This is a genomic window from Gottfriedia acidiceleris (assembly GCF_036421055.1).
Lineage (GTDB): Bacteria > Bacillota > Bacilli > Bacillales > Bacillaceae_G > Gottfriedia > Gottfriedia acidiceleris_C.
Window position 1 is genome coordinate 136,433 of record NZ_JAZGQS010000005.1, and the last position, 13,599, is coordinate 150,031.

Sequence of the window (13,599 nt, forward strand, 5' to 3'; positions counted from 1 at the left end):
CCATATGAACTATTTAATTCTTTCTATTACTTTGTTAGAATTTATCTCGAATTTGAGGTATATTTAAATTACTTAATAAATTTAGCAGCAGAACATTATTAATCTAAAAGCTTCGGAGGAATCGTTTTATGGAAATAGGAATTAGTACTTTTGTGGAAACAACGCCTGATGCAAAGACAGGTAATGTAATAAGCCATGCAGAACGTTTACGTGAAGTGGTTGAGGAGATTATACTGGCAGATCAAGTAGGATTAGATGTATTTGGAGTTGGGGAACATCATCGTAATGATTTTGCAGCATCATCCCCAGCAGTCGTACTAGCTGCTGCTGCATCACAAACAAATCGTATTCGACTAACAAGTGCCGTAACTGTACTTTCATCAGCAGATCCAGTACGAGTTTTTCAAGATTTTGCTACGCTTGATGGTATATCGAATGGGCGAGCGGAAATCATGGCGGGACGTGGTTCATTTATCGAATCATTTCCACTATTCGGCTATAATTTAAAGGACTATGATGAACTTTTTGAAGAAAAACTAGATTTACTGTTAACCATACAAAAGTCTGAATTCGTAACATGGAGTGGAAAACATCGACCAGCTATTAACAATATAGGAATTTATCCTCGACCAGTTCAGCAGCCCCTACCAATTTGGATTGGAAGTGGCGGAAACAGTGAGTCAGTCGTTCGAGCTGGACTTTTGGGGCTTCCACTAGTACTTGCAATTATAGGTGGTCGACCAATTCAATTTGCACCACTTGTTGAGCTTTATAAAAAAGCAGCAGCTCATGCCGGTCATGATGTAAACAAACTACAGATTGCATCCCATTCACATGGGTTCATCGCAGAGGATACAATGACTGCTGCTGATAAATTTTTCCCTTCTACACAGCAGGTCATGAATAAGCTCGGAAAAGAACGAGGTTGGGGTACTTATGACCGAGATGCATTCGATACAGCACGGAGCTTTGAAGGTGCACTTTATGTTGGTAATGCTGAAACTGTAGCACAAAAAATCATCCACCTTCGAAAAAATGTAGGTATTACAAGATTTATGCTTCATTTACCAGTTGGTTCAATGCCTCATGCAGACGTAATGAAAGCAATTGAACTATTAGGTAAGGAAGTTGCACCAATTGTTAGAGAAGAAATCACAAAGTGGGAAGCAAATCTTTAATTTGAAATAAATGAAAAGCTGTTTTCTATAAGAGAACAGTTTTTTTATCGTTATAATAAAAAACGTGATAATATTCCATCAATTGGAAAAGAATATTGCATAAGAAAGGAGGGAATCCGAGTGGTAATAAAAAATTGGCTATCAGGTCTAATTGTTTTTTTAGCAACGATTGTATTACTGGCAACACCAGCTAAATTCAAAGCTTTTGCTGAATCTGGTGTTTCAGATGCAAATAATCGTGCACAAACAATCGTAGTAGAGTTAAATGATGATTACTTTAATCCGAAAAACATTATAATTCCAAATCGTACAAAGACAACTTTATTATTGAGAAATAAAGGAAGTAAACCACATACTTTTACTGTGAAAATGCTCAATATTGATGTAGAAGTTCAACCAAGAACTGAAAAAACTATTTCAGTATTACCAAAACAAGCAAATACATATGATCTAACTTGTAAGTACCATTTTAATGTAGGTATGGTAGGTAAAGTAATCGTAAAATAAAATCAAGGCCGTTTGGCCTTGATTTTTATTTATTTATTGTGAATTTACTACAGTAATGAAATGTCATTGGAAATTCTATCTTATAACATTACTTTTTAATAAATTCTCCTCATACAATTAGAATGAGGAGGGATATGGATGGAGAACATCGATTTTCATATACTTCAATGGTTTTTTGGTAGTACACCCATTCTTGGTTTAGCTTTAATGATGTTTATTGCCTCATCACTTAGGAAACGCCTCACTATACCAATTATTACAGTTATCGTAACATCATGCTTGTGGTATATTTGGAAAACACTCCCAAACGATATTTGGCATCGTATGGGAGCAACGGGTACTGTTGGACTGTACCAACATATAACCTTCGCGCTAATCCTTGGTTTAGTCACATCGAGCATTCTTGGAATGTTTCAAAAAACTCGTCACGCTAAATAAGATTACCATTAGATTAATGAACAGATAAATGGCTTCAATGATTTTAAATAGATGAATAGAATGTACAAACAACTAGGAACTCTCTTAAAAGAGGCTCCTTTTTTTATTTCAAAGAAATGAAAGCGATTTATAAAAAAAGAATAAAAAAACCAATTGACTCTCCCCTCGGAGGAGGCTTTACATTATGTTTTGTAGAGCTTTTAAAGGAGTTGAGTTAAAATGAAAAAACAAAACATCATGTTATTTTTAGTATTAATGAATTTATTTATTATTTTTTTAGGAATAGGATTAGTTATTCCAGTCACACCTTCAATTATGAATGAGTTAAATATATCTGGTACAATTGTGGGCTATATGGTAGCTGCATTTGCTATTACACAATTATTTTTTTCACCAATTGCAGGTCGCTGGGTAGATCAGTTCGGACGTAAAAAAATGATTATAACGGGACTATTAATCTTTAGTATCTCAGAGTTTTTATTCGGAATGGGGAAAACGATTGAGGTTCTTTTTATTTCACGTATGCTAGGCGGAATAAGTGCAGCATTTATAATGCCTGCTGTAACAGCATTTATCGCAGATGTTACTACTGTGAGTACAAGAGCAAAAGCACTCGGGTATATGTCAGCTGCAATTTCAACAGGTTTTATTGTTGGGCCAGGTGTTGGAGGTTTTTTAGCAGAATTTGGCCCACGCATACCATTTTTCTCTGCAGCAGGATTGGCAATTTTCGCAGGCGTTTTATCTATTTCAGTCCTTCCTGAGCCAGAACGAAATCAAGACAGTATTGAAGAGCAAGGACAAAAACCAGGATTTAAACGTATTTTTGCTCCGATGTATTTTATATCGTTTATGGTTATTTTGATTTCACAATTTGGCTTGTCTGCATTTGAATCATTATTTTCATTGTTCACAAATCATAAATTTAGTTTTACACCGAAAGATATAGCAATCATGATTACTGGCGGCGGAATTGTTGGTGCGATTGCACAAGTAGCATTATTTGATCGATTAACAAAATGGATGGGAGAAATTCGATTAATTCGATATAGTTTGATCCTTTCAACAATACTAGTATTTATGATGACAATTGTGAACTCATATTTTATGATTTTACTAGTGACGTTTACAGTATTTTTAGGGTTTGATTTAATGCGTCCAGCTGTTACAACTTATTTATCTAAGATTGCTGGAAATGAACAAGGCTTTGTAGGTGGAATGAATTCTATGTTTACTAGTTTTGGGAATGTAATAGGACCAATAATAGGTGGAATCCTATTTGATATAGACTTAAACTATCCATTTTATTTTGCAACAGTCTTATTAGCAAGTGGTGTTGGTTTAACAATTGCTTGGAAAATGCCAGTATATCGAACAGCATAAAAAATCAAAAAAGCGTATTCTATCTTTACGAATAAAGAATATGCTTCTTTTGCTAAAATAAGATTGTGGAGGTGATTAAAGTGAAGGAAAAACTTTATACAATAGGTGAGGTATCCAAATTAGTTAATATTTCGATTAAAGCACTCCGATATTATGATAAAATCAACTTATTTAAACCAGCGTATGTCGATCCAGATACGAATTATCGATATTACAAAGACTCACAAATTCATCTTCTTGATTTAATCAAATCACTCAAATATATTGGTACTCCATTAGAAGAGATGAAAGAAGTACAGGGGCTACAGAGAGATGAATTTTTCTCGTTTTTAACAGAACAAGAAAAGATTGTAAGAGAAAAAATAGATTCATTAATTGAAATTGAAAAAATAATCGCAAATGCAAAGAAGGGATTGCAAAAACAAAAGGATTATCCACAATTTGGTGAAGTGTTCTTTTCGTATGAAGAAGAAATGCAAATCATTCAGACGAAAGCTTATGGAATTGACCCGAAAAATATTTTAAATGCATCATACAGTAAATTGAAGAAATTTGCTGCTTCTACAGAAGGTTTTAGGAACAATGGTTATGGAGCCATTGTGCCATATAAGTCTTATACACATGTTAGTGAAGTAACATATCAATATTTATTTACACCCGTTTTAACAAAAAAACAAACTACATTACTATTACCAGATACCGAGGTTTCAACCATCCCCGAAGGAAAATACATATGCATTACTTATAAAAGCGTATCATCTGATGATTATTTTACTAACTTACAAAGACTTATTAAGTATATAGACAAACATCAAATAAAGGTTAAAAGTGATATATATGAGTCATTAATACATAATAATTATTCACCGAACCAAAAAGAAGAATTTTTGATTGAAATGAGAGTATTAGTTGATGATGAAAAGTGAATAGATTAAAAAAATTTTACAAAGACTCCTTAAGTAAGGGTCTTTTTTACTTTTATCATCTATAAATAAATTTATTTAATATAAAAATTGAATTATTGAATAAAAAGATAAACATTTATATAAAAATTAAATTTTTTTGATCGGTTAATCAATTTATTTAATATAAACATTTAATAATTTAATTAAATTACAATTTTTTATAAATAATTTTAAATTCTTGTTTGAAAAATTAAATTTATAGTGTATGATATGATTAAATAAAAGAAAGGAGAACAGTATGTCGTATCCTTTACTCACAAATTGTCCTGTTTGTAGCAAGTCACTAAAAATTACGAAACTACATTGTAATCATTGTCAGACAACAATCGAAAATGAATTTGAAGTATCAAAATTAGCTGCTCTAGGTCAAGAACAACTTCATTTTATTGAGATTTTTCTTAAATGTCGTGGAAATATTAAAGAGGTCGAAAAGGAATTAGGAATTTCTTATCCAACCGTCAGAGGAAAATTAGATGAAATTATCACTACTCTTGGGTATTCCACTCAAAAGAAACCAGAAATAGATAAATCAAAAATTGTAACATTATTAGAAAAAGGCGAAATTACGGCTGAGAAAGCCATTCAATTATTAAAAGAGGGGGACTTAAAATGAAAGACGAGATTTCAAGAATTCTAACGTTGGTGGAAGAAGGAAAGATAGATAAGGATAAAGCTAGTGAATTAATTAATATTTTACAAGAGAAAGATCAACCGGAACGCGTATCATTAATAAAAGAACCATATGGAAATAAAATTTTAAAAATTCGTGTGAACTCTCAAGTAGGAGATAATGTTAACGTTAATGTGCCGATTAATCTTGTGAAGGCCGTTTTAAAAGTAGGTACAAATATTGCTGAAAAAATTCCTGAAGCTGAAAAATATGTAAAAGACATTAATGTTGATCTACTAATCGAAGCAATCGAAAACGAAATGGTCGGACAGATTGTTGACATCACTTCATCAAACGGTGATAAAGTTTTTGTTGTGATTGAGTAGAATATGATGAAGGTCAAGTTGAAAATAGAAGGAAAGCGATTTTCCATTCCTGTTCCTTATGTAGTTTTAAATTTAGCTAGTGTGATCATCACATCAAAATTACTTAACCGTTTAATAAATAAAGCAATGAATAAAAACGGCAGTCAATTCAAATTCCCTGAAATTGATAGAAAAGATTTGAAGCCTTTACTACAGGGACTTTCAAAAAATAGTGGATTAATCCTTGTAGAAACAAAATTAAAAGATGGAACAGAGGTAGTAGTAAAGCTTTAAAATTTGATCCTTTAAATACTAATTTATATTCTCGCAAAATGTTTTTTAAACTTACTTATAATAATATTATGTAAACAAGTTTGCATTAAAAAGAAACCCCATTTAAAAAATGGGGTTTTTCACATTAATAATCTTCATCATCCCAAACATTACTTGCATTTTGAGTTCGATTCATCATTTTTGCTAAATAAAGTTCCGTCGTTTGAATACTTTCATGACCTAAACTTCGACTAACTTGATAAATGCTCGCACCTTTTTCAATTGAACGACATGCATAATGATGTCGAAAGAAGTGAGGACTAATATTACTTGATCGATTATGTTCTTTTACAAAAGGTAACTCAGAATCTTTTATCATTTCAATTACATATTTTGATAAATATTTAAACGAATAATGCTGATTTCGTTTATTTGGAAAGAATGGACTTGAATCTGTTTTTGAAATGAGATTTGATAAACCACGTCGACTCCTTAGTTTACATAAATCTACAAATACATGATGTAATAATTTAACTTCACGTTTTTTATTTCCTTTTCCAACAATTTCAAGCCAATAACCGTTTGAATCCTTTGTAACGTTCCCCCAATTTGCCTCTGCTAGTTCCCGAATTCGCATACCAGTTGTTGCTAATAATTTGATTATAGTTGTTTTTAATATATTTCCATTATAAAAATTCAATAATGCTTTAACTTCACTTTCTTCTAAATCACGATTTGGTAGATCATCCTTTGTGATTTTGGCATTCAATATCCGAGTATATAAAGGTACTTGAACATAATGACTATCAAATAAAAATTTGAAAAAGCTTTTTAAGATGACAAGTTTTCTTGAAAGGGTTGTAACACGATATTGTTGTTTGTTTGGACCATACTGATATGTTGATAACCATTGTTGATATGAATCGATATGTCTTTGTTTTAAATTTTTGAAAAATGAAGTTTCTATATAAGATTCTACGTCATGCCGCAAAAACTCTTCACTCTTCATCAAGTATCGAAAAAACTGCATTAACTCTCGTATGTATTCTATCTTTGTACTATCTTTACGTTGTTTCGATTTTTGAATATCTTTTCTCTGATGGACAAAGTAGTAAATCATATCCAAATCAGAAAAACCTTCATAAATCATTTTATGATTTTTTTCATTGTCAAACTTTGTTTGTAGAAGAATTGGAAAGTATGTTTCATCTATTAAATGCTCAATTAAGTTAGATTCATAATAATTCGTAGCTGGTAAATGCATTGATTTTGTAATAAGTAGGCTTGATTTTACTAACATCTTACTCACCTCATAATCAATTATACAAAAATTATTGTATATATAGTATAAAATCGTAAATTTTTTCCAGTTAAATAATTTTCTTCCTTATTTTATAAATTATAAACGACATTATAGGATAAAAATAGAAAAATACACTATTATTCTACTTAAGACAAAATATGTATAATTAATTATTTATAAATAACTAGATTTAATTTTATCTCTTTTGTTAGTTTTTAACAATTTGTTGGAAATAATTATGATATAATTAGTGTATAAAACAATGAAAAGGAAGAGTTCAAATGTTAGAACAAGATCAAAAAATGAAAGAGATTGTTTCAACAAATGAGGCTGTCGAACTGTTAGGTGTATCGAAACAAACGATTTATAATTATGTAAAGGCTGGAAAACTAAATCTTGTTTATGAGGATTGGCAAATCGATGGGACAATGAGATTTTATTTAGAGGACCTTAATCGATTAAAATCTCAAACTGTAAAACCGGTAGGGCTAACTGTACTTGAAACAGCTAATTTATTAGGAGTATCGAAAGCAACAATCCATCAATATATAAAAGCTGGGAAAATTAATGCAAGTAAAGTAAATTTTAAAGGTAGACTAACTGTATTTATTCCAGAAGAAGAAATTGAAAAGCTAAAATTCTCACATAAAAATGCATCAAGAAAAAAATCTTTTTATACAAAAGACTTAGAATTTTACTTATTCGGCTTATATGAAATTCCAAACTCAAACGAAAAAGCCCGAATCATAGAGCTTAATGAAACCTCTGAAATTGTAGCAAAAACGAATATGGGTGAACTTTTAGACAAAGAAGAACTTACAAATCGTGGGTTTAGAAAAGCTTATGAAATGAAAAATACCAGTCATAGTACGAAAAGAGGCATAATCTCGTTTCAATTTCCAATACCTCTGTCAATTAATGCCCCGATTTTTGGAATTATCGATTCATTTTATAAACACATTGGACATCAAAATATGAATCTATTTATTATGAACAACGCAATTAAGGTTGAAATAAAACCGATTAAACTACCTTATCTTGATGTACAAATTGAACAAGATTTTGAAATTTTACAAAACTGTTTAATTGATGGTAAGCTTTCTACTAGACCAGGTTTTATTGTGTTTACGAGTAATCAAGAACAACTAACTATTTTTGTGAAAGATTCAATAAAAGAAAACATTAAACAAATTGCATTAAATCATCACACTGGAATTGAGGATATTACTGAAAAGCTTTTGCTTATGGGTTTAAAGGAATTTGAAAAAAACAACTCCTTTAATGACTAAATTTACCCGCCAATTTCCGACAATGAGATGGATACTTATCTTAGAAATCAAATCTCGATGCGTCTATCAAACCAATTTAGATAATTCTGAAAACAAATAATAAGGGGAATAAAAAATGAAGTTTATCGATTTAAGAAGTGACACTGTAACAAATCCTACAGATGAAATGAGACAAGCCATGTTTTTAGCCGAAGTTGGTGATGATGTGTATGGGGATGATCCAACTGTACAAAAATTAGAAAGTCTAGCTGCTTCTATGGTTGGGAAAGAAGCAGCATTATTTGTACCGAGTGGAACATTTGGTAACCAGCTTGCTTTGTTTACACATTGTGATCGTGGTACTGAAGTCATTCTTGGTGAGGATTGTCATATTTTCGAACATGAAGTTGGCGCTGCTTCAATTATTGCCGGGGTTCACTTAAGAACATTACAAACAACTCATGGAAAAATGGATATTAAACGAATCAAACATTCGATCCGACCTGATGACATGCATTATCCAGAAACTTCACTAATTTGTTTAGAAAATGCCTATTCAAATGGTTCTGTTGTTGATATCGACTATATGAAGCAAGTTTATAGCATAGCTAAAGATGCAAATATTCCTGTGCATTTAGATGGTGCAAGAATTTTCAATGCTGCAACTTATTTAAAAACAGATGTTAAAGAATTATCTCAATATAGTGATTCAGTAATGTTTTGTTTATCAAAAGGACTTTGTTCACCTGTAGGTTCAATACTTGCTGGAAGTAAAGAATTTATTGAAAAAGCGAAAAAGAAACGCAAATTACTAGGTGGTGGCTGGAGACAATCTGGATTTTTAGCAGCCGCTGGTATCATCGCATTAGAAAAAATGACGAAACGATTACATGAAGATCATGAAAATGCTCAATATTTAGCTAATAAACTAACTGAAATCCCAGGAATTAATGTTGACACTTCTCAACTTCATATAAATTTAGTATTCTTCCAAATGTCTGATATGAAAAGAAGTCCAGAGGAAATTGAAGAAATTTTTAAAGAAAACGGAATTATTACTTTTGCCCCGGATGAATATGGTATGATGCGTTTTGCTACACATTACTGGATAACAAAAAATGATATTGATAAAGTAATTGATGTGATGAAGACAATATAAGATCCACACGTATCGATATTTAACTAAATAGAAACTAATTGAATAAAAGGGTTAATATTAACCGTAAAAGTCCCAAAGTAAAAAAGAGGAAAATTCCTCTTTTTTAAAATTTTCTTATGTTATGATCTCTTTTAACTTTGTTCTCAACTTCTTATGTAGTAGTTAAAGGAACTTAATGAATTAGATAATGAATTTTATAATAATTTGAACTATGAAGATACAAATGAAAAAGTAATGAAATTGTTCGACTAATATTTGTATAAATGATGTTCTACCGCTAGAAGTTCTACTTGTAAACTATTCTTCATTTTTCAACTTTAGTTAATTGTAAACTTGAAAAATATTACTCTACTATAAAAGAATAGTAAATATTAACGGAATTATCAGGAAACTATTGTACATAAGTAAGACCTTGTATATATTTAAAGTACAATATGACTGAACAAAAGCTCATATTAGGATGAATTTTAATTAAAAACTGATTAAGGAGGATGAATGATGGAAGAAGTAATTGAAAAAGCAATTCAAGATATCTACCCAGATGATTTCGCTTGGTGTTATGGATGTGGTCGATTAAATAAAGATGGTCATCATCTTCGCACTGGTTGGCAAGGTGATAAAACCGTTACGATTTTTACACCGGAATCAAAGTACATGGGAATTCCGGGTTTTATTTATGGTGGATTAATCGCTTCGTTAATTGATTGTCATGGGACAGGTTCTGCCTCACTTGCTTTACACCGTAAGAATGGGAACGAGATAGGAGATGGTTCAGTTCCACCAAGATTTGTAACCGCTTCCCTCAATGTTGAGTATTTAAAACCAACTCCACAAGATGTACCACTAAAAGCAATTGGCACTGTTGAAGAAATCCATCCTAAAAAATGGAAAGTTCATACAGAATTATTTGCAAATGATATTCTTTGTGCGCGCGGAGAGGTAGTTCTTGTTGTAATGCCTAGCACATTTTTAAAATAAAATCTTTAAATAAATATCGTTCCAAGTCTAGGAGTAAATTTCTTAGCCCTTTTTTGTAGATGAAAAATTTTAGAAAAAGCTTCTGAACACTAAAATGTTGTGTTCAGAAGCTTTTTTCTATGTCCTATATTCAATTTTATCTATATATTTACCTGGTGGTCAATCTGTTAACCACTAAGTTTTGAGATTTTTTATTAACTTTTTCTTTATTATGCAAGAAAGATTCCATTGCTTGATCCACATAAACCCATCCCTTTAAACTTAAATGAAGCGAATCTCTGAAGAAATATTTATCATATTCATGGTTCGATAAGTCTTCAACTTCGAAACCAGAATCCCGAATTTCTTTAGATACTTTTTTATAGTATAAAGAACGCTCTTCTTTTTTAAAACCAACGTAATCATAAAAGTACCCATTTACTGGAATAGATATGAAAAGTGGTTTTGCGCCAGCACTTTTTAATAAATCTAATTCCAGTTGTAGGTCTTTATATTCAGGTGATTCTTTATAAGAAGCTGTGGATCTAGAGTTCTTTAATTGATTAATTTTATTAGCAAAATGCAATGTATAAATACTGTTTCTAATATAAAATGGATTATTGGTTGCTGTTTTCTTTCCTTCTTTTTCTGCAATTGCCATCAGCTCTTTATATGATTTATTTTTTGAAGTTGAGTAATTATTTATTTTAATATTACTGATAAAATTAAATTTTGATGTAAGCACATCTTGTTTATTTATAATTGATAAATAAGGATTGACTAAATTATTAGTAATTAGTTTATTAGTTAGTTTTTCTGTCTTCATTCCAAGTGCCTGCCTCATCAAAGTCGCAAGCATTTTATCATTTCTTACTATTGAATAATCAAGTAATCGATTAATTGCTCTTTCTTTTATATCCATAGGGATTTCTTTATTTTTTGCAAATTCAATTGCTTGTAACTTCGAAAAATTCGGGTCAAAACGTTGTTCATCTAATCCTCTTTTATTAAACCATTGGGGTGAAATTATAAAAATTATCTTTTTCCCTTTTAAACTTGAATAGTTAGCAGATAAACTAAGGAAATGTATTAAAGATTGAGTTCCTCCTCTTCCAATTAGGAAAGGTATATATTTTGGATCATATGCCTTAAAAAAAAATGACGGATGAAACTGATCAAATCTTGAGAGTTCCGACGAACCATAGATTGGTATAATAGTAGGATCTTTCATAACTTGTCTTTGTACTGTAATACCTTGGAAGATAGCAGGACTAAGTGAACTAGATTGATGCCTAGTTGTTTGCTTTGTAACTAGTGGAGTTAACCATTGATTTGGAATGGAAATTATTAATATAACAAGTATAACAGCCAAAAACATTGGACCGAAAGTAGTTTTTTTCATATCTAATCCCTCATTTGATGTCTAATTATTTGTTTTAGAATAATGTTCCTGAAAAAATTAAAAAACCAAAACAAATAAAGTGAAATGTAATAATGATTGAAAGTATATCAGTGAATTTTGTTCGCGGAATTAATTTCTTTTCTTTATTTTTCCTTTCAAATAGATCATAACAAATAATTAAAATAGCATGGTAAATACCATAAACAATGAAATGCAACGCAAGTCCATGCCAAAGACCCATTAAAAAAAATAAGGTAAAGTAAGAAATATACGAAATAACATATCGATTTTTTATTAGTTTCTTTTTTTGTAAGAAAAAAACTAGCCTCATATAAACATAATCTCTAAACCAAAAAGACAATGTCATATGCCAACGATTCCAAAAATCTTTAATATTTCTACTTAAAAATGGTTTATTAAAGTTCTGTGGTGTTTGAACACCTAATAAATAGCTAACCCCGACTGCAAAAGCACTATAACCTGCAAAATCAAAGAACAAATAAAAACTGTATGCATACATGTATAGAAGTTTTAAGACAAATAGGTCTTCATGTAAATAGACATTTGAAATAATATACAAATTGATAGCGTGGGCAATAATATACTTATAAAGAAACCCTCGAAAAATTAAGTTAATACCATTAAATAAAAGAACTTTATATTCCCCAGGTTCAAAGCTATTCTTGAAATCCTTCTCAAATCTTCGATATCGATCAATCGGACCAGACGTAAAAGTTGGGAAGAATAAAAAGAACTGTAGAAAATCAATTACTGTTAACGATTTGATTAATCCATCCCTTATTTCGATTAATAATTGGATTGATTTGAAAGTTACATAGGAAATACCCAAAAATCCAATAATTGAATTTGGAATTAAAAGTGGCTGAACCTTAGTTAAAATTAACGGAAATAACGTTAATACTATTAAAAAATAAAAAACACGAGGATTATTGTATTTCTCACGATATCTTCTATAGTTAATGACCAATACTGATTGGAAAATAGTAAAACATATAAAAAATAATAACTGTTTTATATCGTCTTTAAAAATAAGTAAAATAAGTGTCCAGCCAACAAGCGAATTGTAAAATGTTATCTTTTTTCCTCTTAACCCATAAATAACAATTGGTAAGAATAATAGCATCAATAATAAAAAATATAGTAAATTTTCGTATGGTGTCATTTGAATACCTCTATAAATAATAGTTAATAAAATTAAAATTCATTATAAATAAATGTTGATGAGCCAGAGGAATTACAAATGTAAAAATATATTAGCAATATGATGATCATCAAATAATAACTAGTTTTTAAAAACCATTGAAAAATCATTGCATTTTTAAAAACTATCTTTGTTTTCTTTTCTTTCATAGTTAATTCTCCCTTTAATTTCTAAGTTTAAAATTGAATGTTTATTTGGTTTATAAGTACGTGAAATGTATAGCATTGCTATATAATAGCACAGTAAAAAAGCAAAATAGATTATATTTTTTTAATCAAATTCACTATAATTTAATGATTGGTTATAAAATTCATTATTGTTTTTTTTTAGGCATTTTTTTGATTGTATAATTGGTTAATAATTAAATTGTTTTAATGAAATTTATAGTGAATTTTCATAATAGAATCTGCGAAATTTAACATAATAAGGCAACAGGTCGAGGAGGCTCAGGTCTCGCCCCATGGAAAGCGAGCATCCTGTAGTGGAAATCAACATCACTTTACTCCTTTACGAAAATTTGATAATTAATTGACAAGATAGTTTTTCAACAGCATGAAAAGAGAGAGTAA

Annotated in this window: 15 protein-coding genes; 11 read left to right on the forward strand and 4 right to left on the reverse strand. The window is 30.3% G+C overall.

Annotated elements, in window-relative coordinates; translation table 11 throughout:
- Positions 1–128: 128 nt before the first annotated feature.
- From RAH41_RS09635 to RAH41_RS09670, 8 genes are all read left to right on the forward strand, one after another.
- Entirely contained in the window at positions 129–1,178 is a 1,050-nt protein-coding gene (locus RAH41_RS09635; RefSeq protein ID WP_331222155.1) for an LLM class flavin-dependent oxidoreductase, read from the forward strand.
- Between the two features lie 120 nt (positions 1,179–1,298).
- Positions 1,299–1,685 carry a cupredoxin domain-containing protein gene (locus RAH41_RS09640; RefSeq protein WP_331222156.1) on the forward strand — a complete coding sequence of 129 codons (387 nt, stop codon included), beginning with the start codon at positions 1,299–1,301 and terminating at the stop codon, positions 1,683–1,685.
- Between the two features lie 138 nt (positions 1,686–1,823).
- The gene (locus RAH41_RS09645) at positions 1,824–2,123 is read left to right on the forward strand and encodes a hypothetical protein (protein WP_331222157.1); all 300 of its coding nucleotides are present in this window, start codon (positions 1,824–1,826) and stop codon (positions 2,121–2,123) included.
- 219 nt (positions 2,124–2,342) lie between these two features.
- A complete protein-coding gene (locus RAH41_RS09650; protein ID WP_331222158.1) occupies positions 2,343–3,506 on the forward strand; it encodes an MFS transporter in 1,164 nt (387 codons plus the stop codon).
- Positions 3,507–3,586: 80 nt separating this feature from the next.
- Positions 3,587–4,432, forward strand: a complete 846-nt coding sequence (locus RAH41_RS09655; protein ID WP_331222159.1) for a MerR family transcriptional regulator — start codon at positions 3,587–3,589, stop codon at positions 4,430–4,432.
- A 277-nt stretch (positions 4,433–4,709) separates the two neighbouring features.
- A complete protein-coding gene (locus tag RAH41_RS09660) occupies positions 4,710–5,084 on the forward strand; it encodes a DUF2089 domain-containing protein (protein WP_331222161.1) in 375 nt (124 codons plus the stop codon).
- Positions 5,081–5,467, forward strand: coding sequence for an SHOCT-like domain-containing protein (locus RAH41_RS09665; RefSeq protein WP_331222163.1), 387 nt, complete (start codon positions 5,081–5,083; stop codon positions 5,465–5,467). Before RAH41_RS09660 ends, RAH41_RS09665 begins: the two co-directional genes overlap by 4 nt.
- An 18-nt stretch (positions 5,468–5,485) precedes the next feature.
- On the forward strand, positions 5,486–5,740 hold the full coding sequence (locus tag RAH41_RS09670) for a hypothetical protein (protein ID WP_331222165.1): 255 nt from the start codon (positions 5,486–5,488) through the stop codon (positions 5,738–5,740).
- Between the two features lie 124 nt (positions 5,741–5,864).
- On the opposite strand, the gene RAH41_RS09675 is transcribed toward RAH41_RS09670, so the two are convergent.
- On the reverse strand, positions 5,865–7,019 hold the full coding sequence (locus RAH41_RS09675) for a tyrosine-type recombinase/integrase (protein ID WP_331222167.1): 1,155 nt from the start codon (positions 7,017–7,019) through the stop codon (positions 5,865–5,867).
- A 284-nt stretch (positions 7,020–7,303) separates the two neighbouring features.
- Here RAH41_RS09675 and RAH41_RS09680 point away from each other — a divergent pair, with 284 nt between their 5' ends.
- From RAH41_RS09680 to RAH41_RS09690, 3 genes are all read left to right on the forward strand, one after another.
- Positions 7,304–8,311: a helix-turn-helix domain-containing protein gene (locus RAH41_RS09680; RefSeq protein ID WP_331222168.1), complete on the forward strand. Its 1,008-nt coding sequence runs from the start codon at positions 7,304–7,306 to the stop codon at positions 8,309–8,311.
- A 115-nt stretch (positions 8,312–8,426) separates the two neighbouring features.
- A complete protein-coding gene (ltaE, locus tag RAH41_RS09685) occupies positions 8,427–9,449 on the forward strand; it encodes a low-specificity L-threonine aldolase (RefSeq protein ID WP_331222169.1) in 1,023 nt (340 codons plus the stop codon).
- Positions 9,450–9,947: 498 nt separating this feature from the next.
- Positions 9,948–10,427 carry a PaaI family thioesterase gene (locus tag RAH41_RS09690; RefSeq protein WP_331222170.1) on the forward strand — a complete coding sequence of 160 codons (480 nt, stop codon included), beginning with the start codon at positions 9,948–9,950 and terminating at the stop codon, positions 10,425–10,427.
- A 148-nt stretch (positions 10,428–10,575) separates the two neighbouring features.
- Here RAH41_RS09690 and dltD read toward each other — a convergent pair whose 3' ends face one another.
- Genes dltD through dltX form a run of 3 tightly spaced genes read right to left on the reverse strand, consistent with a single transcriptional unit; the run spans position 10,576 to position 13,179 of the window.
- Positions 10,576–11,808, reverse strand: coding sequence for a D-alanyl-lipoteichoic acid biosynthesis protein DltD (dltD, locus tag RAH41_RS09695; RefSeq protein ID WP_331222171.1), 1,233 nt, complete (start codon positions 11,806–11,808; stop codon positions 10,576–10,578).
- A gap of 34 nt (positions 11,809–11,842) precedes the next feature.
- Positions 11,843–12,991 (reverse strand): D-alanyl-lipoteichoic acid biosynthesis protein DltB, encoded by a 1,149-nt coding sequence (dltB, locus tag RAH41_RS09700; RefSeq protein WP_331222172.1) that lies wholly within the window; start codon positions 12,989–12,991, stop codon positions 11,843–11,845.
- A 32-nt stretch (positions 12,992–13,023) separates the two neighbouring features.
- Entirely contained in the window at positions 13,024–13,179 is a 156-nt protein-coding gene (gene dltX, locus RAH41_RS09705; protein WP_419471582.1) for a teichoic acid D-Ala incorporation-associated protein DltX, read from the reverse strand.
- Positions 13,180–13,599 lie beyond the last annotated feature (420 nt).